We start from the raw sequence: 25593 nt of genomic DNA, 5'->3' as shown, positions 1-25593 counted from the left end.
CCGTTAGCGTCCGTGGTCAGTCCGACTTTCGCCGGTGCGGCGGTTGCCGAGAACGTGCCGCTCGCATCGTGGACGACATTGCGCATCGGCCCCGTCGCGCAGCGGCTGATCACCTGCGATACCACCGAGAAGCTGATCGCCGTGCTGTCGGCGCTGCCGGTCGCCGAGGACGTCCTGGTGCTGGCGGGCGGATCCAATGTGGTGCCCGCGGACGACCTGTCGGGCCTGACCGTCGTGGCGGTCGCCAACACCGAGATCACCGTCGAGGGCGCGGTGGTACGCGCCGAGGCCGGTGCGATATGGGACGACGTCGTGGTCGCCGCGCTGGCCCATGGTTTGGGCGGGCTGGAATGCCTGTCCGGTATCCCCGGTTCGGCCGGTGCCACCCCGATCCAGAACGTGGGCGCCTACGGCGCCGAGGTCGCCGACACCATCACCCGGGTGCGGCTGCTGGACCGGCGCACCGGAATCGACGGATGGGTGGGCCCGGACCGGTTGGGCTTCGGCTACCGGCACAGCGTGCTCAAACACCAGTCGGCCGTCATCGTCGTCGAGGTGGAGTTCACCCTGAACCCCGACGGCCTGTCCGCGCCGCTGCGCTACGGCGAGTTGGCCACCACCCTCGGCGCACAGCCGGGAGAACGGGTCGAGGCCACCCGGGTCCGGGATGCGGTGTTGCGGCTGCGCGCGGCCAAGGGCATGGTGCTCGACGCCGCCGATCACGACACCTGGAGCGTCGGGTCCTTCTTCACCAATCCGGTGGTCGCCCCCGAGGTGCTGACCCGGCTGCGCGCCGAGTTCGCCCGGGTCCCGAACTATCCGGCCCCCGACGGCGTCAAACTCGCCGCCGGATGGCTGGTCGAGCAGGCCGGTTTCAGCAAGGGTTATCCCGGCGGCGACGCCGCGGCGGGGCTGTCCACCAAGCACGCGCTGGCGCTGACGAACCGCGGAGGTGCCGGTAGCGCCGATATCGTCGCCCTGGCCAGGACGGTCCGCGACGGGGTCCTGGCGCGCTTCGGGATCGAACTCACACCCGAGCCGGTCCTGATCGGGTGCGCCATCTAGGTACCCTTGGACCACGTGAGACCTGCCGGTGAGAACGACGATGCCCAGCTGACCCGGCGTCGTGCGCTCACAATCCTCGGATTGGGCGGAGCCGGCCTGCTGGCCGCCTGCACGAGCACGCCCGGCACCCCGACCGAGGAGACGGCCGCCGCGCCCAAGGCGCCCACGATCACCCTGACCCCCGCGGACGCGGCGGCCGATATCGTGCCCACCGCGCCGGCCGGTGTGAAGGTCAGCGACGGCTGGTTCCAGCGCATCGCGCTGACCAACGCCAACGGCAAGGTCGTCGCGGGCAAACTCAACCGTGACCGCACCGAGTTCACCGTCGCCGAACCGCTGGGCTACGGCGCCGAATACACCTGGTCGGGCTCGGTGGTCGGCCAGGACGGCAACGCGGTGCCAGTGTCCGGCCGGTTCAGCACCGTGAACCCGCAGACCACGGTCAACGGCCGGTTCCAGCTGGCCGACGGGCAGGTCGTCGGCGTCGCCGCGCCGATCATCCTGCAGTTCGACGCGGCCATCGCCGACGAGGACAAACCCGCCGTCGAGAAGGCGCTCAAGGTGACCACCACACCGCAGGTGGAGGGCAGCTGGGCCTGGCTGCCCGACGAGGTCGGCGGATCGCGGGTGCACTGGCGGACCAAGGAGTACTACCCGGCCGGCACCACCGTGCACGTCGATGCCGACCTCTACGGCGTGCAGTTCGGCCCGCAGGCCTACGGCGCCGCCGACTCGACGCTGGATTTCACGATCGGTCGCCGGCAGGTGGTCAAGGCCGATGCGCCGAGTCACCGCATGCAGGTGGTCACCGACGAGGGCGTCATCATGGATTTCCCGTGCAGTTACGGCGAGGGCGACCTGGACCGCAACGTCACCCGCAGCGGAATCCACGTGGTCACCGAGAAGCATGAGGACTTCTACATGACGAACCCGGCCGCGGGTTATTTCAACCTGCGCGAGCGGTGGTCGGTGCGGATCTCCAACAACGGCGAGTTCATCCACGCCAATCCTGCCAGCCTCGGGGCGCAGGGCAGCAGCAACGTCACCAACGGCTGCATCAATCTGTCGCTCGAAGACGCCGAACGGTACTTCCACTCGGCCATGTACGGCGACCCGGTCGAGGTCACCGGAACCCGGATCCAGCTGTCCTATGCCGACGGCGACATCTGGGACTGGGCTGTGGACTGGGACGACTGGACGAGCATGTCCGCGCTGTCGCAGCAGGCGCCCTCGTCCGAGATTCCCGAGACGGCGCCGGTGACCCCGTCGGGTGCACCGACGCCGGCCGGTCGCTGACTTTTCGCGCCGAGTCAGCTCTGCCGGTTGAACCGGGACCCGGTCGCGCCGGTCACCTGATCGCGCGGTCGCACCACGATGAGGTCCAGGTCGACGTGCGCGGGCCGGCTCGCGACGAATCCGATCACCTCGGCGATGTCCTGCGCGACCAGTGGCGTGACCCCCGCGTACACCTTGTCGGCGCGCTCGGCATCCCCCTCGAAACGGTTCAGGGAGAAGTCCGTCTTCACCATGCCCGGCGCAACCTCGGTGAGCCGCACCGGCTTACCGAGCAACTCGCTACGCAGCGTGCGGTGCAGCACGCCCTGCGCGTGCTTGGCCGAGGTGTATCCCGAACCGTTGTCATAGATCTCGACGGCCGCGATCGAGGTGACCGTGATGATGAGCCCGTCGCCGGAGTCGATCAGCTTGGGCAGCAGCGCCTTGGTGACGTGCAGGGTGCCCAGCACATTGGATTCCCACATCCAGCGCCAGTGCTCGATATCGGCCTCGGCCACCGACTCCAGTCCCCGCGCGCCGCCGGCATTGTTGACCAGCACATCGACGCGTTCCATCTGCTGGGCGAGTGCCGCCACCGCCGCCGGGTCGGTGACGTCGGCCACGACGGCGGTCCCGCCGATCTCGGCGGCCAACGCCTCGATCGGGCCCTGTCGCCGAGCCACGCAGACCACGTGAAAACCCTGTGCGGCAAGGGTTCTGGCCGTCGCTTCACCGATTCCGGCACTGGCGCCGGTCACGACGGCGACGCGGCGCTGATCTGTTGGAGTGCTCATGGTGACAACACTAGGCGCGCGCGGCCGACCTTCGCGCGGGCCCGCTGGTCGTGCTACCTTGGCCGCGTGACCTTGATCAGCCAGGCGAGCCGTCTCGCCGCGCGGCGTGCGTGTTGTTGTTGCGCAGCCGCCGCGCCTTGCTGACCAAGAGGACTTTTTCGTCCCGCTGAGTCGTGGGTGTGGCAGAAGCCCGCCCCGCCCGACTCAGACCAGAGGACCACCATCGTGACCACGTTCGCCCCGGCCGCCCCCGTTCGTCGCACCCCCGCCGCACCCGCTCACGCCAAGCGCGCCCTGCTAGCTCGCCACCACATCGTCGCCCCGGCGCTCAAGGTCGCCGATGCCGCCGCGGCGTCGGTGTTCGGCGCGGCCCGGCAGCGCGGCCCGATCGCCCGCGACAGCATCGCCCGCGTCACCGGCCTGTCCATCGCAACGGTGAACCGCCAGGTCACCACCTTGCTCGACGCCGGTGTGCTGCGTGAGCGCGCCGACCTCGCGGTATCCGGCGCGATCGGTCGCCCGCGCGTGCCGGTCGAGGTCAACCATGAGCCCTACCTGACCCTCGGCCTGCACATCGGAGCCAAGACCACCAGCATCGTGGCCACCGATCTGTTCGGCCGCACCCTCGACGTCGTGGAGACACCCACCCCGCTCGGCTCCCAGAGTGCGGCGCTCGCGTCGCTGGCAGGTAGCGCGCGGCGCTACCTGAGCCGCTGGCATCGTCGTCGCCCACTGTGGGTGGGTGTGGCCGCCGGCGGCGTGGTCGACAGCACCTCGGGGTACCTCGACCACCCGCGGCTGGGTTGGTCGCAGGCGCCGGTCGGACCGGTGCTGGCCGAGACGTTGGGCCTGCCGGTCTCGCTGGCTTCGCATGTGGACGCGATGGCCGGCGCCGAACTGCTACTCGGTGCGCGTCGCCCGGGCGCTCAGCCCGGCACCAGCCTGTATGTCTACGCCCGTGAGACCGTCGGCTATGCGCTGTCGATCGGTGGGCGGGTGCATTCACCGGCCAGCGGTCCGGGCACCATCGCTTCGCTTCCGGTGAGCTCCGAATTGCTCGGTGGCACAGGAAAGTTGGAGTCAACCGTCAGTGACGAGGCGGTGGTGACCGCCGCGCGGGCGCAGCGCATCGTCCCGGCCGATGGGCCGGCATCGACGGTGAACTCGGTACTGCGTGCGGCCCGCGGCGGACATGAGGGCGCGCGGGCTCTGCTCACGGAGCGGGCTCGCGTGCTCGGCGAGGCGGTGGCCCTGCTGCGCGACATGCTCAACCCCGACGACCTGGTGGTCGGCGGTCAGGCCTTCACCGAGTATCCGGACGGCATGTCCTCGGTGCGGGACGCCTTCGCAGCCCGCTCGGTGCTGGGCACGCGCGATATCCGGGTGACGGCCTTCGGTAATCGCGTGCAGGAGGCGGGTGCCGGTGTGGTGTCGCTGGGCGGGCTGTACGCGGACCCGATCTCGGCGATGCGGCGTGCGCAGCCTCGCGGTGCTTCCTGATCCCGCAGGTTTAGGCGCTGCGCTGCAGGTGTAGACATGAGGCTGTGCGTGTCGTCCCCGAAACGTCCGGTCTGACGGACGCTCGTCGCGTCGCGGTGTTGTCGGTGCACACCTCGCCGCTGTCCCAACCCGGCACCGGCGACGCCGGGGGCATGAACGTCTACGTGCTGCAGACCGCGTTGGAGCTGGCCCGCCGCGGTGTCGAGGTGGAGATCTTCACCCGGGCGACGTCCTCGGCCGATGCGCCCGTGGTGCAGGTCGCGCCGGGGGTACTGGTGCGCAACGTCGTGGCGGGCCCGTTCGAGGGACTGGACAAGAACGACCTGCCGACCCAGCTGTGCGCCTTCACCGCGGGCGTGCTGCGCGCCGAGGCCACCCACGAGCCGGGTTATTACGACATCGTCCATTCGCATTACTGGCTGTCCGGACAGGTCGGCTGGCTGGCCGCCGACCGCTGGGCGGTTCCGCTGGTGCACACCGCGCACACCCTGGCGGCGGTGAAGAACGCCGCCCTCGCCGACGGCGACGCTCCCGAGCCCGCGCTGCGCTCGGTCGGTGAGCAGCAGGTGGTCGACGAGGCCGACCGGCTCATCGTGAACACCGAAATCGAAGCACAACAACTGGTTTCGCTACATCACGCCGAGCGGCGCAATATCGACGTGGTCCATCCCGGAGTGGACCTGTCGGTGTTCACTCCGGGTTCGCGGCAGGCCGCCCGGGCGCAGCTCGGACTGTCCGCCGATGAGCAGGTGGTGGCTTTCGTCGGCCGCATCCAGCCGTTGAAGGCCCCCGACGTGCTGCTGCGTGCCGTGGCGAAACTGCCCGATGTGCGGGTGCTGATCGCCGGCGGACCGTCCGGGTCGGGGATGGCCACGCCGGACGGCCTGGTTCAGTTGGCCGCCGAGCTGGGTATCACCGATCGGGTGACCTTCCTGCCACCGCAGTCACGCGACGAACTGGTCCGCGTCTACCGCGCCGCCGATATCGTCGCGGTGCCCAGCTACAACGAGTCCTTCGGTCTGGTCGCCGTGGAGGCGCAGGCCTGCGGGACGCCGGTGGTGGCTGCCGCCGTCGGCGGACTCCCGGTCGCCGTGCGCGACGGGGTGTCCGGTGCCCTGGTGGCCGGTCACGACGCCGGCGACTGGGCCGACGCGCTGGGTTCGGTGCTCGCTTCGGACCGCGACCGGCTGGGCGCCGCTGCGACCGCGCACGCGTCGAACTTTTCCTGGGCGCACACCGTCGACGGGCTGCTGAGCAGTTACACCCACGCGATCACCGACTACCGGGCGCGCCATCCGCGCCGCGAGCTGCCCGCCCGGCGCACCGGTCGGCGGTTCGCGCTGCGTCGCGGAGTCCGCGCATGAGTGTCACCGCGATCATCGAGGAGACCCTGCAGGCCAACGACCTGGAGTACGCCCATCACAAGGGCGTCAACGGCGGGCTGCCCGGCCTGGTGGTGGCGCTGCCGGGGGAGCGCCGGCTCAAGACCAACACCATCTTGAGTGTCGGTGAGCATTCGGTGCGGGTCGAGGCGTTCGTCTGCCGGCGGCCCGACGAGAACTTCGAGGCCGTCTACAAGTTCCTGCTCAAGCGCAATCGCCGGCTCTACGGGGTGGCCTACACGCTGGACAATCTGGGTGACATCTATCTGGTCGGCTGGATGGCCAACGGTTCGGTGGACGCCGACGAGATCGACCGGGTGCTCGGGCAGGTGCTCGAGGCCGTCGACAGTGACTTCAACACGTTGCTGGAGTTGGGTTTTCGTTCCTCGATCCAGAAGGAATGGGAATGGCGGGTGGCCCGCGGCGAGTCGTTGAAGAATCTGCAGGCTTTCGAGCACCTCATCGAAGACTGACCGGTCATGAGAGGATCGTCGGCATGCCGACCTTGATCCTGCTGCGCCACGGCGAGAGCGACTGGAACCAGAAGAACCTCTTCACCGGGTGGGTCGATGTCGACCTCACCGACAAGGGCCGGACCGAGGCGGTGCGCGGCGGCAAACTGCTCGCGGAGAAGGGTGTGCTGCCCGACGTGCTGTACACCTCGCTGCTGCGCCGCGCGATCACCACCGCCAACCTGGCGCTGGACGCCGCGGACCGGCACTGGATTCCCGTGCACCGCGACTGGCGGCTCAACGAGCGGCACTATGGCGCGCTGCAGGGTCTGGACAAGGCCGCCACCAAGGAGAAGTACGGCGACGAGCAGTTCATGGCGTGGCGTCGCAGCTATGACACCCCGCCGCCGCCGATCGAGAAGGGCAGCGAGTTCAGCCAGGACGCCGACGTGCGCTATGCCGACGTTCCTGGCGGCGCCCCGCTGACCGAATGCCTGAAGGACGTCGTCGAGCGCTTCGTGCCGTACTTCGAGCAGACCATCGTGCCGGACCTGAAGGCCGGTAAGACGGTGATGATCGCCGCGCACGGCAACTCGCTGCGCGCGCTGGTGAAATACCTGGATGGCATGTCCGATGCCGAGGTCGTCGGCCTGAACATCCCCACCGGGATCCCGCTGCTGTACGAACTGGACGAGGATCTCAAGCCGAAGGTGGCCGGCGGACAGTACCTGGATCCGGAGGCCGCGGCCGCCGGTGCCGCCGCGGTGGCCGCCCAAGGCGCCAAGTGATCAGTAAGTAAACGGTGGCCGAACTCTGGTCTTTGAACGTGTGACTTATCCCGATTTGGCCGCACGCTGCTGGGATGACGTTCACCCGATGCGTACGATTTTCGCGTGAGTGTCGGTTCCGCGCTGTTGTTGGCGGCAGCGCTGGCTCTCCTCGCGTTGGGAGTCGGCATCGCCGTCGGCATGGTGGCGATGCGGCGGATCGTTGACCGCCGAACCCAGCGCGACGTCGAAGAAGGCGGTGGTATCACCGTCTCTCAGATGCTCAGTCATATCGCCGCGCTGTCCCCGATGGGCATCGTCGTGGTCGACACCCTGCGTGATGTCGTCTACATGAACGAGCAGGCCACCGAGCTGGGTCTGGTGCGCGACCGACTGCTCGACGACCGCGCCTGGCAGGCGGTGCAGCGCTGCCTGGCCACCGGGCAAGACGTCGACATCGACCTGTCACCGCGCAGACGGCAGAAATCCGGGCGGTCCGGTCTCGCCGTGCGCGGGCATGTGCGCCTGCTGGTCGAAGAGGCCAATCAGTTCGCCGTGGTGTTCGTCGGCGACCAGTCCGAGCAGGCCCGGATGGAGGCGACCCGCAGAGACTTCGTGGCCAACGTCAGCCACGAACTCAAGACGCCGGTCGGCGCTATGGGTGTGCTCGCGGAGGCCATGCTGGCCTCCACCGAGGATCCCGATACCGTGCGCCGGTTCGCCGAGAAGATGATCATCGAGTCCGAGCGGCTGGCCAACATGGTCGGCGAACTCATCGAGTTGTCCCGGTTGCAGGGCGCCGAGGCGCTGCCCGACCTGGAGAGCGTCGATGTGGACAGCGTGGTGGCCGAGGCGGTGTCGCGCTATAAGGTTGCCGCCGACAGCGCGCACATCAACATCACCACCGATGCCCCGACCGGCTACCGGGTGCTCGGTGACGAGCGGCTGCTGGTGACCGCGATCGCCAATCTGGTGTCGAATGCCATCGCCTACTCGCCCGACGGCTCGGATGTCTCCATCAGCAGGCGGCGGCGCGGTAATGACATCGAGATCGCCGTCACCGACCGCGGTATCGGCATCGCGCGCGCCGATCAGGAACGCGTCTTCGAACGGTTCTTCCGGGTGGACAAGGCGCGATCGCGCGCCACCGGCGGCACCGGCCTGGGCTTGGCCATCGTCAAGCACGTGGCGGCCAATCACAACGGATCCATCCGGCTGTGGAGTCAGCCGGGAACCGGCTCGACGTTCACCCTCTCCATCCCGGCGATACCCGACGACCGATCGGTCGACGATGATGATGAATAAGGAAGGCACTCTGATGACCAGCGTCCTGATCGTGGAAGATGAAGAGTCCCTTGCAGATCCGTTGGCGTTCCTGCTACGTAAGGAGGGCTTCGAGGCCACCGTCGTGACCGATGGCCCCGCCGCGCTGGCGGAGTTCGAGCGGGCGGGCGCCGATATCGTGCTGCTGGATCTGATGCTGCCCGGGATGAGCGGCACCGATGTCTGCAAGCAGTTGCGGTCGCGCTCCTCGGTGCCGGTCATCATGGTCACAGCGCGTGACAGCGAGATCGACAAGGTGGTCGGCCTGGAACTCGGTGCGGACGACTACGTCACCAAGCCCTACTCGGCGCGTGAGCTCATCGCCCGGATTCGTGCGGTGCTGCGCCGCGGCGCCGACAGTGAAGATGTCGGCATCGCCGACGGGGTGCTGGAGGCCGGCCCGGTGCGGATGGACGTCGAACGCCATGTGGTGAGCGTCAACGGTGAGGCGATCACCCTGCCGCTGAAGGAATTCGACCTGCTGGAGTACCTGATGCGCAACAGCGGCCGGGTGCTGACCCGCGGCCAGTTGATCGACCGGGTCTGGGGTGCCGACTATGTCGGTGACACCAAGACGCTGGACGTTCATGTGAAACGGCTGCGCTCCAAGATCGAGGCCGATCCGGCGAGTCCGGTGCACCTGGTGACCGTCCGCGGGCTGGGTTACAAGCTCGAGGGATGAGTTGCGGCCCTACTCGGCGGCGCGGGTGGCAGGATGTATCGCGATCAATCCGAGCTGGCCCCGGCGTCGGCAGATCGCGGCCAGCTCCGCGTACGCCTTGTCGCCCAGCAACTCGGTCAGCTCGGGGGCGTAGGACTGCCATACCGGTTTGGCGCCGACGTGCGCGGCCGGGTCGCCGGTGCAGTACCAGTGCAGGTCGGCGCCGCCCTCGCCCCACCCGCGACGGTCGTACTCCGTGATGGTGGTCTTGAGGATGTCGGAGCCATCCGGACGGGTGACCCAGTCCTGGGTGCGCCGGATCGGCAGCTGCCAGCACACCTCGGGTTTCATCGTCAGTGGCTCGACGCCGAGCTTGAGCGCCTTGGAGTGCAACGCACATCCGATCCCACCGGCGAACCCGGGGCGATTCAGGAAGATGCAGGCGCCCTTGTACTTTCGGGTACGCAGGTTGGGCTTGCCGTCGTATTCGTCGTCTTCGAGGTAGCCCTTGCGGCCCAAACCCTTGGCGCGGAACTGCCAGTCCTCATCGGTCAGCTTCGTGACCGCGTCGTCGAGCATGGCCCGGTCATCGTCATCGGAGAGGAAGGCGCCGTGTGAGCAGCACCCGTCATCCGGGCGGCCGGCGACGGTGCCCTGGCAGGCCGGGGTGCCGAAAACGCAAGTCCAGCGCGACAACAGCCACGTCATATCGGCCGCGATCAGATGCTTGGGGTCCTCCGGGTCGTAGAACTCCACCCACTCGCGGGCGAAGTCGAGTTCGACTTCGCCGCCCACTCCTCCGACCCGCGTACCGCCGACGTGTGACGTCTTCACAGTCATCAACGGTAAACCCATTAACCTTGGTCGCGTGCGATTGGGCGTGCTGGACGTGGGCAGCAATACGGTGCATCTGTTGGTGGTCGATGCGCGCCGTGGCGGTCACCCGACTCCGATGAGTTCCACCAAGGCTGCGCTGCGCCTGGCCGAGGCCATCGACCCGTCGGGCAAGCTGACCCGCAAGGGGGCCGACAAGCTGGTCGACACGGTCGGTGAATTCGCCAAGATCGCAACCAGTTCTGGCTGCGCCGAGTTGATGGCGTTCGCCACCTCGGCCGTGCGTGACGCCACCAACTCCGAGGCCGTGCTGTCGCGGGTGCAGGCCGAGGCCGGGGTCTCGCTGCAGGTCCTCAGCGGTGTCGACGAGTCCCGCCTGACCTTCCTCGCCGTGCGTCGCTGGTATGGCTGGAGCGCCGGGCGCATCATCAACATCGACATCGGCGGTGGCTCACTGGAATTGTCGAGCGGCGTCGACGAAGAACCCGAGGTCGCGCTGTCCCTGCCGCTCGGCGCGGGCCGGATGACCCGCGAGTGGCTGAGCGAGGATCCGCCGGGCCGCCGGCGGGTGGCGATGCTGCGCGACTGGCTGGCCACCGAACTCTCCGAGGCGGGGGCGGTGATGCAGGCCGCCGGGACCCCGGATCTGGCGGTCGCGACGTCCAAGACCTTCCGGTCGCTGGCCCGGCTCACCGGGGCGGCGCCGTCGGGGGCCGGACCCCGGGTCAAGCGGACGCTCACCGCCAGCGGTCTACGTCAGCTGATCGCATTCATCTCTAGGATGACAACGGCCGACCGAGCCGAGTTGGAGGGGGTGAGTGCCGAGCGGGCGCCACAGATCGTGGCGGGAGCGCTGGTTGCCGAGGCGAGCATGAAGGCCTTGGGTGTCGAAACGGTACAGATCTGTCCATGGGCATTGCGGGAGGGCCTGATCCTGCGCAAACTCGACAGTGAAGCCGACGGGACCGCCCTGGTCGAGACCATCCCAGCCACTCCCAAGGGCAAAACACGATGACTGAACCAGACAACACCTCCACCCGCCCCATCTCCGTCGCGGAACTGCTCGCCAAGAACGGGTCGATCGGTGCTCCGGCGCCGGGTGGGCGGCGCCGTCGCCGGCGCGGTAATGCCGATGCGGTCACGGTGGCCGAACTGACCGGCGAGATCCCGATCGTCACGATCGACGAGGCGGCCGAGGCGCCGACCGCCGAAACGCCTCCCGTCGAAGAGCCCGTCGAGGAGACGCCCGCCGAGGCGGCCATCGTCGAGGAGACGCTCGCCGAGACACCCAGTGCCGACGAGCCCGAAGCCGACGAGCCCGAAGCCGACGAGCCCGAAGCGGAAGAAGCCGAAGCCGAGGAGCCGGAAGCCGACGCCCGAGACGCTCAGGCCGACACCGAAGCCACCGACACCGAAGCCACCGACACCGAAGCCGCCACCTCCGACTACGAGGCGCACCTGCAGCAGCGCGAGGCCGATCCCGAGCCCGTCGCGTTCCAGCCCCGCCGTCGCGCTCACGGGTTCTCCCGCCGCAGCGCCGAGGAATCCCCCTTCAACGGGGGCATCGCCGAGGAGATGAGCCCCGACCCGCTGCTGGACGACAGCACCGACGCCGATGCCGACCGCCCGTCATACCTCAAGTCTCCCGCCGACACCCTGTTCGGCGGGGATTCGGTGGCCGACGAGGCGACCCGGCGCACCAAGACCCCCAGCCCCGAGGACATCGATCTCGACGGCACCGCCGACACCGAGGTGCACCGTTTCGACGTGGACGACGAGCCCGCCGGCTCACCGCTGATGCGCGGCTTCTGGATCGTCGCGCAGAGCGTCCTCGCGGTGGCGCTCGGCGCCGGTCTGTTCATCGCGTTCGACCAGCTGTGGAAGTGGAACAACATCGTGGCGCTGGCGCTCTCGGTGCTGGTGATCCTCGGCCTGGTGGTGGGCGTGCGGGTGGTCCGCAAGACCGAGGACATCGCCAGCACGCTGATCGCCGTCGCGGTCGGTGCCATGGTCACGCTCGGCCCGCTGGCGCTGTTGCAATCCACCTGATGCCGAGCTAGTGCGTCCCGCGATCAAGGTCGGCCTCTCGACGGCGTCGGTGTATCCGCTGCGCACCGAGGCGGCGTTCGAACACGCCGCCCGGCTGGGCTACGACGGGGTCGAGCTGATGGTCTGGGCCGAGCCGGTCAGCCAGGACGTCGACGCCATCGAGGCGATGTCGACGCGGTACGGCGTCCCGGTGCTGTCCGTGCATGCGCCGTGCCTGCTGATCTCGCAGCGGGTGTGGGGTGCCAACCCGATCGCCAAGCTGGAACGCAGCGTGCGGGCCGCCGAGCAACTGGGCGCCCAGACGGTCGTGGTGCATCCGCCGTTCCGCTGGCAGCGCCGCTATGCCGAGGGGTTCAGCGAGCAGGTCGCCGAGCTCGAGGCCGGCAGTGACGTGCTGGTGGCCGTGGAGAACATGTTCCCGTTCCGGGCCGACCGGTTCTGGGGCACCGGGCAGCCCTCGATCGAGCGGATGCGCAAGCGAGGCGGTCATCCGGGCCCCGGTTTCTCCGCCTTCGCCCCGTCCTACGACCCGCTCGACGGCGGGCACGCGCATTACACGCTGGACCTGTCGCACAGCGCCACCGCGGGCACCGATGCGCTCGACATGGCACGCCGGATGGGCGACGGGCTGGCGCACCTGCACCTGTGTGACGGCAGCGGTGCGGCCACCGACGAGCACCTGGTGCCCGGCCGCGGCAACCAACCCGCCGCCGAGATCTGCCGGCTGCTGGCCGGTTCCGACTTCACCGGCCACGTCATCCTGGAGGTCACCACCTCCGGGGCGCGCAACGCCGCAGAACGGGAGGCACTGTTGACCGAGTCCCTGCAGTTCGCGCGGAAGCATTTGTTGCGGTGAGCGTCCTGTTCACCGACGCCATGCGCCTGACGTCCACCGGCGACGGCGTCTACGCGGGCGAGCTCAACGAGCACTGGACGATCGGGCCGAAGGTCCACGGCGGCGCGATGCTGGCCCTGTGCGCCAACGCGGCCCGCACCGAACTCGACGACGGCACCGAACCCATCGTGGTGTCGGGCAACTTCCTGTGGGCGCCCGACCCGGGGGCGGTGCGCGTCGTCACCGACGTGCGCAAACGGGGCCGACGGATCAGCCTCGTCGACGTCGAACTGCAACAGGGTGAGCGCACGGCCGTGCGGGCCGCCATCACCATGGGCACCCCGGAGAACGAGACGGACCCGCTGCTGTCGACCAATCCGGTGGTGCCGCTGATGACCCCCGATCCACCGCCCGGACTGGAACCCATCGGCCCGGGTCACCCGATGGCCGACATCGTGCACCTCGCGCATGGCTGTGACATCCGGCCGTCGCTGACCACCATGGAGCCGCGGGCCGACGGCGGACCTCCGGTCATCGAGTACTGGGTGCGTCCGCACGGTGCCGCTCCGGACGTCCTGTTCGCGCTGCTGTGCGGCGATGTGTCCGCCCCGGTGACCTTCGGCGTCAACCGGTTCGGTTGGGCGCCCACGGTCCAGCTGACGGCCTTTCTGCGGGCCGTGCCGGCCGACGGCTGGTTGCGGGTGCTGTGCACGACGACCCAGATCGGCCAGGACTGGTTCGACGAGGACCACGTCGTGGTCGACTCCACCGGGCGCATCATCGTGCAGAGCCGTCAGCTGGCGCTGGTGCCCGGCACCTAGTTTGGATCTTCGTGACATGCTTTCCGGGTGGCAAGAATTGCGATCATCGGCGGGGGCAGCATCGGTGAGGCGCTGCTCTCGGGTTTGTTGAGGGCGGGTCGTCAGGTCAAGGATCTGGTGGTCGCCGAGAAGCACCCCGACCGCGCGCGTCAGCTGTCCGAAACCCATCAGGTGTTGGTGACGTCGGTATCCGACGCCGTCGAGAACGCCACCTACGTGATCGTCGCGGTCAAGCCCGCCGACGTCGAGGCGGTGACCGCCGAGATCGCCGAGACCATGTCGCGCGCCGATGACGACAGCGACGAGCAGGTGTTCGTCAGCGTCGCCGCCGGCGTGGCCACCACGTTCTTCGAGACCAAGCTGCCCGCGGGCGCACCCGTGGTCCGGGTGATGCCGAATGCGCCGATGGTCGTCGGCGGCGGTGTCAGCGCGGTGGCCCCCGGGCGGTTCGCGACACCCGAACAACTCAAGGAGGTCGCGGCCATCTTCGACACCGTCGGCGATGTGCTGACGGTGACCGAGAGCCAGATGGACGCGGTGACCGCGGTATCCGGTTCGGGCCCGGCCTACTTCTTCCTGATGGTCGAGGCGCTCGTCGACGCGGGCGTCGCGGCCGGGCTGTCCCGGGACGTGTCCACCGAACTCGTGGTGCACACCATGGCGGGTTCGGCGGCGATGCTGCTGGAACGCCGCGATTCCACACCGAACGGCGCAATGGACACCTCCGCGGCCGCTCTGCGGGCTATCGTGACCTCACCGGGTGGAACCACCGCGGCTGGTCTGCGAGAACTCGAACGTGGGGGCCTGCGCAGCGCCGTCGCAGACGCCGTGGCAGCGGCGAAAATACGCTCTGAGCAGCTAGGAATTACATCCGAGTAGTTCAAGAATTTCGGACGGATTAGCCCACACCCGTCGCAATAACCCCAGTGGCCACGCTATTCTCCTCGTGTATGCACGCGCTCGTGCCAGCGGTGGGGAAGCCGCTGGCCCGTCCGTGCCTTATGGATTGGGTTGCGATGACGTCATTGAACGGGCCATCGGCGCGGGATTCCGCCGGCGACGGCCAGCCGAAGGCTCAATTTCTCACGGTCGCCGAGGTGGCGAGCCTGATGCGGGTCAGCAAGATGACCGTCTACCGGCTGGTGCACAACGGTGAACTGCCCGCGGTGCGGGTGGGTCGCTCGTTCCGGGTGCATGCCAAGGCGGTGCACGATCTGCTGGAGACCTCGTACTTCGACGCCGGCTGATTGGTTTCGCGCCGGGGCACCCGGGTAAGGTGACTCGGTCAGATCACTCATCGGTAGGTAGCGGAGTTCATGGGTTCAGTAATCAAGAAGCGGCGTAAGCGCATGTCGAAGAAGAAGCACCGCAAGCTGCTTCGTCGCACCCGGGTCCAGCGCAGAAAACTCGGCAAGTAGCTTCCGGCTTCGGCCGCTAGGCTGAGCCGATGGATGAGCAGGGATCCGAACCGAAGGTCGTTCTGGTCACCGGGGCCTGCCGATTTCTCGGCGGTTATCTGACGGCGCGACTGGCGGCGAACCCCGCGATCGACCACGTCATCGCGGTGGACGCCATCGCGCCGAGCAAGGATCTGCTGCGGCGGATGGGGCGCGCGGAGTTCGTGCGCGCCGACATCCGCAATCCCTTCATCGCCAAGGTCATCCGCAACGGCAACGTCGACACCGTCGTGCACGCGGCGGCGGCGTCGTATGCGCCGCGGGCCGGCGGGCGGGCGACCCTCAAAGAGCTCAACGTCATGGGGGCCATCCAGCTCTTCGCCGCCGCGCAGAAGGCGCCGTCGGTGCGCCGGGTGGTGCTCAAGTCCACCTCCGAGGTGTACGGCTCCAGCTCTCGTGATCCGGTGCTGTTCACCGAGGACGGCAGCGCTCGACGCCCTCCGGGTGACGGTTTCGCCCGCGACAGCATCGACATCGAGGGCTACGCCCGCGGGTTGGCCCGTCGGCGCCCCGATATCGCGGTGACGATCCTGCGGCTGGCCAACATGATCGGTCCCGCGATGGACACCGCGCTGTCGCGGTACCTCGCGGGTCCGGTGGTGCCATCGGTGCTCGGTCGCGATGCGCGGCTGCAACTGCTGCACGAGCAGGACGCCCTCGGCGTGCTTGAGCGTGCCACCATGGCAGGCCGGGCCGGGACCTTCAACGTCGGTGCCTCCGGCGTCATCATGATGAGCCAGGCCATCCGGCGGTCGGGGCGGGTGGCGCTGCCGGTGCCGCGTTCGGCGTTGTCGGCCGTCGATTCCCTGCGCCGGGCCACCCGGTACACCGAGCTCGATCGCGAGCAGCTGAACTACCTGAGCTACGGCCGGGTGATGGACACCGCGCGGATGCGAAACGACTTAGGCTATAACCCCAAGTGGACCACCGTGGAGGCATTCGACGATTACGTGCGGGGACGTGGTCTGACTCCGATCGTGGACCCGAAGTGGGTACGCTCTGTGGAAAGTCGGGCGGTGGCGCTGGCGCAACGCTGCGGCGGCTAGGGGATGGCTCGAGACATGGGCTGGGGAGAGGTTGTCACGTGGCGGGTGAATCAAAAGCGAAAGTGATTCCGCTGCGCGCGAATTCGGGTCGCACGACGTCTTCGCGGCGGGCCGCGCAACGCGCCGACAGCGCGCGTCGGCATCCCTCGCTGCTGGCCGATCCCGATACCCGCGCCTCGGCCGAGGAGATCGCCGCCGTCGTCCGTGAGATCGATGAGCACCGCATCGGCGCCGGCGGATCGGCCGACGAGGACGAGCCCAACGAATTCTCCAAGGCCATCTCCGCGATCGCCGAGTTCGTCGGCCGCAGGATGACCGGTGACTACACCGTCGACGAGTTCGGGTTCGACCCGCATCTCAACGATGCCGTCGTATTGCCGTTGCTGCGTGGGCTTTTCAGGAACTGGTTCCGGGTCGAGGTCAGTGGTATCGAGAACCTGCCGCTGGAAGGTGCGGCGCTGGTGGTGGCCAACCACGCCGGCGTGCTGCCGTTCGACGGGCTGATGGCCTCGGTGGCCGTCCACGATCACCACCCCCGGCACCGGGTGCTGCGCACCCTGGCCGCCGATCTGGTGTTCGACATGCCCGTGCTCGGCCAGGCCGCCCGTAAGGCCGGTCACACCCTGGCGTGCACCTCGGATGCGCACCGGCTGCTCGCCGCCGGTGAGCTCACGGCGGTGTTCCCCGAGGGCTTCAAGGGACTGGGCAAGCCGTTCAAGGACCGCTACAAGCTGCAGCGCTTCGGCCGCGGCGGGTTCGTGTCCGCGGCATTGCGCGCGCAGGTGCCCATCGTGCCGTGCTCGATCGTCGGGTCCGAGGAGATCTATCCGAAGATCGGCGATATCAAGCTGCTCGCCCGGCTGCTCGGGCTGCCGTACTTCCCGGTGACGCCGCTGTTCCCGCTGGCCGGCCCGCTCGGAGTGGTGCCGCTGCCGTCGAAGTGGCACATCCGGTTCGGAGAGCCGATCTCCACCGAGGGCTACGACGAGTCGGCCGCCGATGATCCGATGGTGACCTTCGAGCTCACCGACCACGTCCGCGAGACCATCCAGCACACGCTGTATCAGCTGCTGGCCAACCGCCGGAACACGTTCCTGGGCTAGCCCTTCTGGTTGGCGATCATCTTGGCGATCGCGGCGTCGCGTGCCGCCGCGACCTGGGCGCTGATCTCGCCGGCCTCCTCATCGTGGGCCGCCTCGCCCAGGACGGTGATGACGCTGGTCAGCACCGGGTTGCCGTCGTCGTCGGTGACCTCGCCCCGGACCTCGGTGAGGATGGTGCCGTGCGACTCGATGACCGAATCCAGGTAGGAGTCGAACCACAGCTTGTCACCGGCCTTGATCGGGCGATGGAAGGTCAGCTTCTGGTCGCGGTGCATCATCCGCTCCATGTTGATCGGCACATTGAACTGATTGAAGATCTCCAGCTGCACCCGGCGACCGGCCACCGCGATGAAGGTGAGCGAGGCGATCAAACCGTCGTGACCGTGCTCGGCCGCGCCCTCCTCGGTGTGGTGCGCGGGGTGCTCGTCCTTGACGGCGGTCGCGAACTCGCGGATCTTTTCCCGGCCGACCTCGAAATAGTCGGGGTACCGGTAGTGGGTTCCCACGATCTCTTCGGCAATGCCCATGGCGGGTGAGCTTACAGCGCGGCTGTTCAGCGACCGGCGTCGCGGCGAGACGCCACCGCGGCCAGTGCGCCGCCGACCGCGCCCAGGGCCAGTGCCGACGGCACCCCGATGCGGGCGGCCTTGCGGGCGGTGCGGAAGTCGCGGATCTCCCATCCGCGCTCGCGGGCGACATCACGCAGCGCGGCATCCGGGTTGATCGCGACCGCGGTCCCGACCAGCGACAGCATCGGCACGTCGTTGAAGCTGTCCGAGTAGGCGGTGCATCGTCGCAGGTTGAGGCCCTCTCGGATGGCCAGCGACCGCACCGCGTGGGCCTTGCCCGCGCCGTGCAGGATGTCGCCGACGAGGCGCCCGGTGAAGATCCCGTCGACCGATTCGGCGATGGTGCCCAGCGCGCCGGTGAACCCCAGGCGCCGGGCGATCGTGTCCGCCAACTCATACGGTGTGGCCGTCACCAGCCACACCTGCTGGCCGGCGTCGAGGTGCATCTGGGCCAGTGCGCGGGTGCCCGGCCAGATCCGGTCGGCGATGATCTCGTCGTAGATCTGCTCGCCGAGTTCGACGAGCTCGGCGGTCGAGCGGCCCTCGATGAACGCCAGCGCCTTCTGTTTGCCCTCGGCGACGTCGTCGCTGTTCTCCTTGCCGGTGAACTGGAACTTGGCCTGCGCGTAGATGATTCCGGCAATATCGCGGTAGGTGAAGTACTTGCGGGCGGCCAGCCCGCGGGCGAAATGCACCAGCGATGAACCGTGCACCAAGGTGTTGTCGACGTCGAAGAACGCCGCCGCGGTCAGGTCCGGCGGTGGCGGCGGGGGCGTCTCGGACACCGTTCAACATTAAGTCACGCCGGGACGATACTGGTGGTGTGGACCATCAGGTGGTGTTGCTCACACGGGCCGGCTGCAGCTTGTGCGCGAAGGCGGCGTCGACTCTGGCCGAATTGGCCGGCGAACTCGGCTTTGCCTGGGAGTCGACGGACGTCGACGAGGCGGCCGCCGCGGGTCAGCCCGGGCTACGCGCCGAATACGGCGACCGACTGCCGGTCGTACTGCTCGACGGGGCCGAACACAGCTACTGGGAGGTCGACGAGGCGCAGTTACGAAAAGATCTCAGCTAATTTGGTAGCTGCGCAGGTAAAGGCTACTTTGGAGCCTGGTCTGGCCGAGGGGAAGTATCTAAGGTGATGATGCCGTGAGCGTACTGCTATTCGGGGTTTCGCACCGCAGTGCGCCGGTGTCCGTGCTGGAGCAGTTGAGCACCGACGAGGCCGATCAGGCCAAGATCGTCGATCAGATCCTGCAGTCCTCGCTGGTCACCGAGGCCATGGTGCTCTCGACCTGCAACCGCGTGGAGATCTATGCGGTCGTCGACGCCTTCCACGGCGGACTGTCGGTCATCGGCCAGGTGCTCTCCGAGCATTCCGGGATGGGCCTGAACGACCTCACCAAGTACGCCTACGTGCGGTACGCCGAGGCCGCCGTCGAGCACCTGTTCTCGGTCACCAGCGGTCTGGACTCGCTGGTCATGGGGGAGCAGCAGGTTCTCGGCCAGGTGCGCCGCGCCTACGCCGCCGCCGAGGCCAACCACAGCGTCGGCCGCACCTTGCACGAGCTGGCCCAGCGGGCGCTGTCGGTCGGCAAGCGGGTGCATTCCGAGACCGGCATCGACTCCGCGGGCGCCTCGGTGGTGTCGGTATCGCTGGAGATGGCCGCCAAGCGCATTCCCGACGGCCTGACCGGGCGCAACGCCGTCGTCGTCGGTGCCGGTGCCATGGGCGCACTGGCCGCCAAGCATCTGGTCCGCGCCGGCGTCGAGCGCATCGACGTGGTCAACCGCTCGCTGCCGCGCGCCCGCCGACTGGCCCACAACATCTCCGAGCTCGGCGTGCAGGCCCGTCCGTATCTGCTCGACGACATCGCCGGGGTGCTCGCCGACGCCGATGTGGTGGTCAGCAGCACCGGCGCCGTCCGTCCGGTCATGACGTTGGCCGATGTGCACCACGCGCTGGCCGCCCGCGATGACGAGGACCGTCCGCTGGTGATGTGCGATCTCGGCATGCCGCGTGATGTCGACATGGCCGTGGCCGGTCTGCCCGGTGTGCAGGTCATCGACATGGAGCGCATCCAGCGCGAGCCGCGGGCCCGCGCGGCGTCCACCGACGCCGAGGCCGCGCGCACCATCGTGGCCAACGAGGTCGCCAACTACCTGGCCGGCCAGCGGATGGCCGAGGTCACCCCGACCGTCACAGCGCTGCGTCAGCGCGCCGCCGATGTCGTCGAGGCCGAACTGCTGCGGCTGGACAATCGGCTGCCCGGGCTGGATTCGACGCATCGCGACGAGGTCGCCCGCACCGTCCGCCGCGTCGTCGACAAGCTGCTGCACGCCCCCACGGTGCGCGTGAAGCAGCTCGCCGGGGCCCCCGGCGGGGACAGCTACGCCGAGGCGCTGCGTGAGCTCTTCGAGCTCGATCCGCAGGCGGTCGATGCCGTCGCCGGTGGCGAACTGCCTTTGATCGCCACAGATAACGACACTCAGTGATCCGGATCGGCACGCGGGGCAGCCTGCTGGCGACCACCCAGGCCGGCACCGTCCGTGATGCGTTGGTCGCCAACGGGCACGACGCCGAGTTGGTCATCATCTCCACCGAGGGCGACCGCAATCAGGGACCGATCGCCGACATCGGCGTGGGCGTGTTCACCGCCGCCCTGCGGGAGGCGCTGGCCGCCGGCGAGGTGGACGCCTGTGTGCACTCGTACAAGGACCTGCCGACGGCCGTGGATCCCCGTTTCACCATCGCGGCCGTCCCGCCCCGTGAGGACTCCAGAGATGCGCTGGTGGCACGCGATGGACTGGTGCTCGGCGAGCTCCCGCCGGGCTCGGTGATCGGCACCTCGAGCCCGCGCCGGGCCGCGCAGCTTAGAGCACTGGGTCTCGGTTTGGAAATCCGCCCCCTACGAGGCAACCTAGACACCAGGTTGAACAGGGTAAGCAGCGGTGATCTCGACGGCGTCGTCGTCGCCCGAGCGGGCCTGGCCCGGATCGGACGGCTGGACGTCGTCACCGAGGCTCTGGAACCGGTGCAGATGTTGCCGGCACCGGCCCAGGGGGCGCTTGCGGTGGAGTGTCGTTCCGGGGACACCGACCTCGTCGCGACGCTGGCGGAGTTGGATCACCCCGACACCCGCGCCGCGGTCATCGCTGAACGTGTCCTGCTCGCCGAACTGGAGGCGGGTTGCTCCGCACCGGTGGGCGCCATCGCAGAGGTGGTCGAGTCCATCGATGAGGACGGCCGTGTCTTCGAAGAGCTGTCGCTGCGCGGATGCGTGGCGGCGCTGGACGGATCCGACGTGATCCGTGCGTCCGGCATCGGGACTCCCGAGCGGGCACGAGAGCTGGGGCTCTCGGTGGCCGCGGAGCTGTTCGAACTGGGCGCACGCGACGTGTTGGCAGATGCTGGGAGTGACAGATGACTGGGCACGCAGGTAGCCGGGGCCGCAAGATTCGGCCCGGCCGCATCACGTTCGTGGGTTCCGGCCCGGGTGATCCGGGCCTGCTGACATCCCGCGCGCGGGCCGTACTGGCCAATGCCGCGACGGTCTTCACCGATCCCGACGTGCCCGAGGCGGTACTGGCGCTGGTCGGTTCGGAACTGCCGCCGACCTCGGGCCCCGCGCCGGAGGCCGACGGTGACACCCTGCCGGGTGGTCCCGATGTGCGACCGGCGCTGGGTGATCCGGCCGAGGTCGCCAAGACCCTGGCCGCCGAGGCCAAGCACGGCGTGGACGTCGTGCGCCTGGTCGCCGGCGACCCGCTGTCCATCGACGCGGTGATCACCGAGGTCAACACGCTGGCGCGCACCCACCTGAACTTCGAGATCGTGCCGGGTCTGCCGGATACCACGGCGGTGCCGACCTATGCCGGTCTGCCGCTGGGCTCCTCGCACACCGTCGCCGATGTGCGCGACCCGAACGTCGACTGGGCGGCGCTGGCCGCCGCGCCCGGACCGCTGATCCTGCACGCGACCGCCACCCATCTGGCCGATGCCGCGCGCACCCTGGTCGAGTACGGTCTGGCCGAGAACACCCCGGCCGTGGTCACGGCGCACGGCACCACCTGCCAGCAGCATTCGGTGGAGACCACACTGGTGGGCCTGGGCGACAAGTCGATCCTCAACGCGGCCGAGCCCTCCGGTGGTACCCCCGGCCCGCTGTCGGGTCCGCTGGTCGTGACGATCGGCAAGACGGTCGCCAACCGCGCCAAGCTGAACTGGTGGGAGAGCCGCGCCCTGTACGGCTGGACCGTGCTGGTGCCGCGCACCAAGGATCAGGCCGGCGAGATGAGCGACCGGCTGGTCACCCACGGCGCGCTGCCGGTCGAGGTGCCCACCATCGCCGTCGAGCCGCCCCGCAGCCCGGCCCAGATGGAAAGGGCCGTAAAGGGTTTGGTGGACGGCCGGTTCCAGTGGGTGGTGTTCACCTCCACCAACGCAGTGCGTGCGGTCTGGGAGAAGTTCAACGAGTTCGGTCTGGACGCCCGCGCGTTCTCCGGTGTGAAGATCGCCTGCGTCGGGCAGGCCACCGCGGACCGGGTGCGCGCCTTCGGTATCAACCCGGAGCTGGTGCCCGTCGGTGAGCAGTCCTCGCTCGGCCTGCTCGACGAGTTCCCGCCGTACGACGAGGTTTTCGACCCGGTGAACCGGGTGCTGTTGCCGCGCGCCGATATCGCCACCGAGACGCTGGCCGAGGGGCTGCGCGAACGCGGTTGGGAGATCGAGGATGTCACGGCCTACCGCACCGTCCGCGCGGCGCCGCCGCCGGCGCACACCCGCGAGATGATCAAGACCGGCGGGTTCGACGCCGTCTGCTTCACCTCCAGCTCCACGGTGCGCAACCTCGTCGGTATCGCCGGTAAGCCGCACGCGCGGACCATCGTCGCCTGCATCGGTCCCAAGACCGCCGAGACGGCAGTCGAGTTCGGGCTGCGGGTCGACGTGCAGCCGGAGACGGCCGCCGTCGGACCGCTTGTGGAGGCGCTGGCCGAGCACGCCGCCCGCCTGCGGGCCGAGGGTGCACTGCCGCCGCCGCGCAAGAAGAGCCGCCGCCGCTAAATGGGGTACCCGCGGCATCGTCCTCGTCGGCTGCGTTCCACGCCGGCCATGCGCCGGTTGGTCGCGCAGACCACGCTGGAACCGCGGCACCTGGTGTTGCCGATGTTCGTCGCCGACGGACTGACCGAGCCCAAACCCATCTCGTCGATGCCAGGAGTCGTTCAGCACACCCGGGATTCGCTGCGCCGCGCCGCCGCCGATGCGGTCGAGGCGGGTGTGGGCGGTTTGATGCTGTTCGGTGTTCCGCGTGCCGAGGACAAGGACGCCACCGGCAGCGTCGGCCTGGACCCCGACGGCATCCTCAACGCGGCGCTGCGGGATCTGTCCGCCGACCTCGGTGATGCCACCGTGCTGATGGCCGACACCTGCCTCGACGAGTTCACCGACCATGGTCACTGCGGGATCGTCGACGTCGCCGGCCGGGTGGACAACGACGCCACCAACGATCAGTACACCAAACTTGCTGTGGCGCAGGCGCATTCCGGTGCCCACGTGGTGGGGCCCAGCGGCATGATGGACGGTCAGGTCGCCGCCATCCGGGACGGCCTGGACGAGGCCGGTCATGAGGACGTCGCGATCCTGGCCTATGCCGCCAAGTTCGCCTCGGCGTTCTACGGTCCGTTCCGCGAGGCGGTGGACTCCAGCCTCTCCGGTGATCGCCGCACCTATCAACAGGATCCCGGCAATGCCCGCGAGGCGGTGCACGAGATCGCGCTGGACATCGACGAGGGCGCCGACATCGTGATGGTGAAACCGGCGATGAGCTACCTCGACGTGGTCGCCGCCGCCGCCGACATCTCGCCGGTCCCGGTCGCGGCCTATCAGATCTCGGGCGAGTACGCGATGATCAGTGCCGCGGCGGCGAACGGCTGGATCGATCTGCGGGCGTCGGCGCTGGAGTCGCTGACCAGTATCCGGCGTGCGGGTGCCGATATCGTGCTCACCTACTGGGCGGCCGAGGTCGCCGGCTGGCTGGCGTGACCGAGCCTGCGGCAGATCGGACCGGCCGTCCCGAAGAGGTGGACACCGGTGTGTGGCTGTGGGCGGCGGCGCTGGTGCTGATGGTCATCGGCTATCTGATCGATCTGTTCACCGCGCCGCTGGACGTTCCGGGCTATGTGTACGGCGCCTCGGCGTTGTTCGTGGTGGTCGTCGCGGCGGTGGTGGCGGCGTTCACGTATCTGCTGCGCCACGGGTATCGCTGGTCGCGCACGCTGCTGACCGCCGGCGGGCTGACCGCCGTGGTGTATTCGGTGACCAGCCTGTTCACCGTCGACCGCGCGGCGGCGGTCGCGGCCTTCGGGTACGCGGCCTGCACCATTGTCGGTTCGGTGCTGATCATCGGCGGGGTGGTGCTGCTGCACCGCAAGGACGCTCACGAATTTCTCACCCGATAGGCTGCCCGGATCATGAGCCAACCCATTTCTCCTGCGCGCCCGGCCATCGTCAACATCGCTTTCTGGTTGGTTCTGGTGGGCGCGGTGCTGCTGCTGTTGGGCGGGTTGATGGGCCTGAGTAGCGCAGTCAGTGGGCCCACCGATCGCGCGGCGGAAAGCCTGCCGGCCGACAGGGCTCAGGACGGTCGCCTCCTCCTCGGCGGTATGAGTGCATTGTGGGCGGTCTCGGGAATGGCGCTGAGCTTTCTCGTGGGCCGGGCGCGCGCCGGCGACCTTCGTTTCCGGCGCGCCACGGTATCGCTCGCGGTCGCGGTTGCAGTCCTGGTGTTCTTGTTCGTTCTGCTGGCACCGACTCTCATAGCGTGGCCCACCGTGCTCGGTGTGGTTCCGATGGCCATCGGAGCGACGCTGTTCATGCGGCCGGCGGCCTCGGACTGGTTCCTGGAAGTGCAGTGAGGGATCGACTGCAATGACGGATCCGGACGCCACCGAGCGAAGCGCGCAGCCCGAGCAGGTGCTCTTCCACGAGCCGGGCGGCACCTGGTGGTGGCTGCTGGCCGGGCCCGCGGCCGGGCTGGCGATGGCGCTGATCCAGGTGTCCGGCGGCGCCGGCTGGCGACTGGGCGTGCCCGCGGTGTTCTGCATTCTGGTGAGCGGATTCCTGGCGATCCAGATCAAGGCCGCGCGCATCCACACGTCGGTGGAGCTGACGCCGACCACGCTGCGCCAGGGCACCGAGGTGGTCAAGATCGCCGATATCGTGCGGATCTACCCCGAATTGAAGCGCGGCGAGACCGAGAAGTGGCAGGCCTACCGGGCCTTCGGCGAGCTCAGCGGTGTGCCGCGGGGCCGGACCGGGATCGGTATCAAGCTCACCGACAATCGTTCGGGTCAGGCGTGGGCGCGTAAGCACCGCACATTGCGGTCGGCGCTGGTCGGGCTGGTCGAGGAGCAGGTGCCGTGAGGCGGACCGCGGTTATTCAGTTGGCGGTGGCCGTCGTGGCGCTGATCGGCAGTGTGCTCAGCTGGCTGGCGGCCCGTTCGACCGAGCAGTTGCCGCCGGTCCTCGACGGCGAGCCGTCCATGACGACGGTGATCTACTACCCGCCGCTGATCGTGCTCGCGCTGGCCTTGGTCACCGTTGCGGGTGTGCTGGCAGTACTGGGCATCGCGAGGCTGCGCGCGTCGCGATAGGCCC

General features: G+C 68.7%; 30 protein-coding genes. 26 read left to right on the top strand and 4 right to left on the bottom strand.

Features of this window, described 5'->3' with window-relative positions:
• Positions 1-12: 12 nt before the first annotated feature.
• Positions 13-1065 (top strand): UDP-N-acetylmuramate dehydrogenase, encoded by a 1053-nt coding sequence (locus ACWDUN_RS22020; RefSeq protein WP_449932126.1) that lies wholly within the window; start codon positions 13-15, stop codon positions 1063-1065.
• A gap of 15 nt (positions 1066-1080) precedes the next feature.
• Complete coding sequence (locus ACWDUN_RS22015) at positions 1081-2361, top strand: L,D-transpeptidase (RefSeq protein WP_449932125.1); 1281 nt, start codon at positions 1081-1083, stop codon at positions 2359-2361.
• Positions 2362-2375: 14 nt separating this feature from the next.
• Here ACWDUN_RS22015 and ACWDUN_RS22010 read toward each other — a convergent pair whose 3' ends face one another.
• Complete coding sequence (locus ACWDUN_RS22010; protein ID WP_449932124.1) at positions 2376-3134, bottom strand: SDR family oxidoreductase; 759 nt, start codon at positions 3132-3134, stop codon at positions 2376-2378.
• A 225-nt stretch (positions 3135-3359) separates the two neighbouring features.
• On the opposite strand from ACWDUN_RS22010, the gene ACWDUN_RS22005 reads away from it, so the two are divergent.
• The 6 genes from ACWDUN_RS22005 (at position 3360) to regX (ending at position 9240) form a co-directional block, all read left to right on the top strand.
• Positions 3360-4634: an ROK family protein gene (locus ACWDUN_RS22005; protein ID WP_449932123.1), complete on the top strand. Its 1275-nt coding sequence runs from the start codon at positions 3360-3362 to the stop codon at positions 4632-4634.
• 44 nt (positions 4635-4678) lie between these two features.
• Positions 4679-5998 (top strand): D-inositol-3-phosphate glycosyltransferase, encoded by a 1320-nt coding sequence (gene mshA / locus ACWDUN_RS22000; RefSeq protein ID WP_449932122.1) that lies wholly within the window; start codon positions 4679-4681, stop codon positions 5996-5998.
• Positions 5995-6489: a YbjN domain-containing protein gene (locus tag ACWDUN_RS21995; protein ID WP_449932121.1), complete on the top strand. Its 495-nt coding sequence runs from the start codon at positions 5995-5997 to the stop codon at positions 6487-6489. Before mshA ends, ACWDUN_RS21995 begins: the two co-directional genes overlap by 4 nt.
• A 23-nt stretch (positions 6490-6512) precedes the next feature.
• Positions 6513-7256: a phosphoglyceromutase gene (locus ACWDUN_RS21990; RefSeq protein WP_449932120.1), complete on the top strand. Its 744-nt coding sequence runs from the start codon at positions 6513-6515 to the stop codon at positions 7254-7256.
• 105 nt (positions 7257-7361) lie between these two features.
• Positions 7362-8540 (top strand): sensor histidine kinase, encoded by a 1179-nt coding sequence (locus ACWDUN_RS21985; protein ID WP_449932119.1) that lies wholly within the window; start codon positions 7362-7364, stop codon positions 8538-8540.
• A gap of 13 nt (positions 8541-8553) precedes the next feature.
• On the top strand, positions 8554-9240 hold the full coding sequence (regX, locus tag ACWDUN_RS21980) for a two-component sensory transduction protein RegX (RefSeq protein ID WP_449932118.1): 687 nt from the start codon (positions 8554-8556) through the stop codon (positions 9238-9240).
• A 9-nt stretch (positions 9241-9249) separates the two neighbouring features.
• Here regX and ACWDUN_RS21975 read toward each other — a convergent pair whose 3' ends face one another.
• A complete protein-coding gene (locus ACWDUN_RS21975; RefSeq protein WP_449932117.1) occupies positions 9250-10059 on the bottom strand; it encodes a hypothetical protein in 810 nt (269 codons plus the stop codon).
• Between the two features lie 28 nt (positions 10060-10087).
• On the opposite strand from ACWDUN_RS21975, the gene ACWDUN_RS21970 reads away from it, so the two are divergent.
• From ACWDUN_RS21970 to ACWDUN_RS21930, 9 genes are all read left to right on the top strand, one after another.
• On the top strand, positions 10088-11068 hold the full coding sequence (locus tag ACWDUN_RS21970) for a Ppx/GppA phosphatase family protein (protein ID WP_449932116.1): 981 nt from the start codon (positions 10088-10090) through the stop codon (positions 11066-11068).
• Positions 11065-12102 (top strand): FUSC family protein, encoded by a 1038-nt coding sequence (locus tag ACWDUN_RS21965; protein WP_449932115.1) that lies wholly within the window; start codon positions 11065-11067, stop codon positions 12100-12102. The genes ACWDUN_RS21970 and ACWDUN_RS21965 overlap by 4 nt, the downstream gene beginning before the upstream one ends.
• Positions 12103-12112: 10 nt before the next feature.
• Positions 12113-12958: a sugar phosphate isomerase/epimerase family protein gene (locus ACWDUN_RS21960; RefSeq protein ID WP_449932114.1), complete on the top strand. Its 846-nt coding sequence runs from the start codon at positions 12113-12115 to the stop codon at positions 12956-12958.
• Between the two features lie 20 nt (positions 12959-12978).
• Complete coding sequence (locus ACWDUN_RS21955; RefSeq protein WP_449932220.1) at positions 12979-13758, top strand: thioesterase family protein; 780 nt, start codon at positions 12979-12981, stop codon at positions 13756-13758.
• A 27-nt stretch (positions 13759-13785) separates the two neighbouring features.
• Positions 13786-14637: a pyrroline-5-carboxylate reductase gene (gene proC, locus ACWDUN_RS21950; RefSeq protein ID WP_449932113.1), complete on the top strand. Its 852-nt coding sequence runs from the start codon at positions 13786-13788 to the stop codon at positions 14635-14637.
• Between the two features lie 137 nt (positions 14638-14774).
• Positions 14775-15005: a cell division/environmental response transcriptional regulator gene (locus ACWDUN_RS21945; protein ID WP_057170115.1), complete on the top strand. Its 231-nt coding sequence runs from the start codon at positions 14775-14777 to the stop codon at positions 15003-15005.
• A 69-nt stretch (positions 15006-15074) separates the two neighbouring features.
• Positions 15075-15176, top strand: coding sequence for a 30S ribosomal protein bS22 (locus ACWDUN_RS21940; RefSeq protein WP_003402602.1), 102 nt, complete (start codon positions 15075-15077; stop codon positions 15174-15176).
• 29 nt (positions 15177-15205) lie between these two features.
• Entirely contained in the window at positions 15206-16261 is a 1056-nt protein-coding gene (locus tag ACWDUN_RS21935) for an SDR family oxidoreductase (protein ID WP_449932112.1), read from the top strand.
• A gap of 38 nt (positions 16262-16299) precedes the next feature.
• Positions 16300-17364, top strand: a complete 1065-nt coding sequence (locus tag ACWDUN_RS21930; RefSeq protein ID WP_449932111.1) for a lysophospholipid acyltransferase family protein — start codon at positions 16300-16302, stop codon at positions 17362-17364.
• Here ACWDUN_RS21930 and ACWDUN_RS21925 read toward each other — a convergent pair.
• Positions 17361-17891, bottom strand: a complete 531-nt coding sequence (locus ACWDUN_RS21925) for an FAS1-like dehydratase domain-containing protein (protein WP_449932110.1) — start codon at positions 17889-17891, stop codon at positions 17361-17363. The genes ACWDUN_RS21930 and ACWDUN_RS21925 overlap by 4 nt on opposite strands.
• A 26-nt stretch (positions 17892-17917) precedes the next feature.
• Positions 17918-18718 (bottom strand): HAD family hydrolase, encoded by an 801-nt coding sequence (locus ACWDUN_RS21920; protein WP_449932109.1) that lies wholly within the window; start codon positions 18716-18718, stop codon positions 17918-17920.
• A gap of 38 nt (positions 18719-18756) precedes the next feature.
• Between ACWDUN_RS21920 and ACWDUN_RS21915 the strand changes: the two genes are divergently transcribed.
• The 9 genes from ACWDUN_RS21915 (at position 18757) to ACWDUN_RS21875 (ending at position 25589) form a co-directional block, all read left to right on the top strand.
• Complete coding sequence (locus tag ACWDUN_RS21915) at positions 18757-19008, top strand: glutaredoxin family protein (protein ID WP_449932108.1); 252 nt, start codon at positions 18757-18759, stop codon at positions 19006-19008.
• A gap of 74 nt (positions 19009-19082) precedes the next feature.
• A complete protein-coding gene (locus ACWDUN_RS21910; protein ID WP_449932107.1) occupies positions 19083-20429 on the top strand; it encodes a glutamyl-tRNA reductase in 1347 nt (448 codons plus the stop codon).
• On the top strand, positions 20426-21361 hold the full coding sequence (gene hemC, locus ACWDUN_RS21905; RefSeq protein WP_449932106.1) for a hydroxymethylbilane synthase: 936 nt from the start codon (positions 20426-20428) through the stop codon (positions 21359-21361). The genes ACWDUN_RS21910 and hemC overlap by 4 nt, the downstream gene beginning before the upstream one ends.
• The gene (locus tag ACWDUN_RS21900; protein ID WP_449932105.1) at positions 21358-22998 is read left to right on the top strand and encodes a uroporphyrinogen-III synthase; all 1641 of its coding nucleotides are present in this window, start codon (positions 21358-21360) and stop codon (positions 22996-22998) included. Before hemC ends, ACWDUN_RS21900 begins: the two co-directional genes overlap by 4 nt.
• Positions 22999-23979, top strand: coding sequence for a porphobilinogen synthase (gene hemB / locus ACWDUN_RS21895; RefSeq protein ID WP_449932104.1), 981 nt, complete (start codon positions 22999-23001; stop codon positions 23977-23979).
• Positions 23976-24395, top strand: a complete 420-nt coding sequence (locus ACWDUN_RS21890; protein WP_449932103.1) for a hypothetical protein — start codon at positions 23976-23978, stop codon at positions 24393-24395. Before hemB ends, ACWDUN_RS21890 begins: the two co-directional genes overlap by 4 nt.
• 12 nt (positions 24396-24407) lie before the next feature.
• Positions 24408-24851 (top strand): hypothetical protein, encoded by a 444-nt coding sequence (locus ACWDUN_RS21885; RefSeq protein WP_449932102.1) that lies wholly within the window; start codon positions 24408-24410, stop codon positions 24849-24851.
• A 13-nt stretch (positions 24852-24864) separates the two neighbouring features.
• Positions 24865-25359 (top strand): DUF3093 domain-containing protein, encoded by a 495-nt coding sequence (locus ACWDUN_RS21880; protein ID WP_449932101.1) that lies wholly within the window; start codon positions 24865-24867, stop codon positions 25357-25359.
• The gene (locus ACWDUN_RS21875) at positions 25356-25589 is read left to right on the top strand and encodes a hypothetical protein (RefSeq protein WP_449932100.1); all 234 of its coding nucleotides are present in this window, start codon (positions 25356-25358) and stop codon (positions 25587-25589) included. Before ACWDUN_RS21880 ends, ACWDUN_RS21875 begins: the two co-directional genes overlap by 4 nt.
• The last annotated feature ends 4 nt before the right edge of the window (positions 25590-25593 follow it).

The organism is Mycobacterium sp. NPDC003323 (genome assembly GCF_053589535.1).
This window is presented reverse-complemented; position numbering and strand designations above follow the sequence as displayed.

Bases quoted from the DNA above. Each gene is read 5' to 3' on its own strand.
- ACWDUN_RS22010 (WP_449932124.1), bottom strand. From the start codon at position 3,134: ATGAGCACTCCAACAGATCAGCGCCGCGTCGCCGTCGTGACCGGCGCC.
- ACWDUN_RS21995 (WP_449932121.1), top strand. From the start codon at position 5,995: ATGAGTGTCACCGCGATCATCGAGGAGACCCTGCAGGCCAACGACCTG.
- ACWDUN_RS21990 (WP_449932120.1), top strand. From the start codon at position 6,513: ATGCCGACCTTGATCCTGCTGCGCCACGGCGAGAGCGACTGGAACCAG.
- regX (WP_449932118.1), top strand. From the start codon at position 8,554: ATGACCAGCGTCCTGATCGTGGAAGATGAAGAGTCCCTTGCAGATCCG.
- ACWDUN_RS21975 (WP_449932117.1), bottom strand. From the start codon at position 10,059: ATGACTGTGAAGACGTCACACGTCGGCGGTACGCGGGTCGGAGGAGTG.
- ACWDUN_RS21965 (WP_449932115.1), top strand. From the start codon at position 11,065: ATGACTGAACCAGACAACACCTCCACCCGCCCCATCTCCGTCGCGGAA.
- ACWDUN_RS21955 (WP_449932220.1), top strand. From the start codon at position 12,979: ATGCGCCTGACGTCCACCGGCGACGGCGTCTACGCGGGCGAGCTCAAC.
- ACWDUN_RS21945 (WP_057170115.1), top strand. From the start codon at position 14,775: ATGACGTCATTGAACGGGCCATCGGCGCGGGATTCCGCCGGCGACGGC.
- ACWDUN_RS21940 (WP_003402602.1), top strand. From the start codon at position 15,075: ATGGGTTCAGTAATCAAGAAGCGGCGTAAGCGCATGTCGAAGAAGAAG.
- ACWDUN_RS21935 (WP_449932112.1), top strand. From the start codon at position 15,206: ATGGATGAGCAGGGATCCGAACCGAAGGTCGTTCTGGTCACCGGGGCC.
- ACWDUN_RS21925 (WP_449932110.1), bottom strand. From the start codon at position 17,891: ATGGGCATTGCCGAAGAGATCGTGGGAACCCACTACCGGTACCCCGAC.
- ACWDUN_RS21900 (WP_449932105.1), top strand. From the start codon at position 21,358: ATGACTGGGCACGCAGGTAGCCGGGGCCGCAAGATTCGGCCCGGCCGC.
- hemB (WP_449932104.1), top strand. From the start codon at position 22,999: ATGGGGTACCCGCGGCATCGTCCTCGTCGGCTGCGTTCCACGCCGGCC.
- ACWDUN_RS21885 (WP_449932102.1), top strand. From the start codon at position 24,408: ATGAGCCAACCCATTTCTCCTGCGCGCCCGGCCATCGTCAACATCGCT.
- ACWDUN_RS21880 (WP_449932101.1), top strand. From the start codon at position 24,865: ATGACGGATCCGGACGCCACCGAGCGAAGCGCGCAGCCCGAGCAGGTG.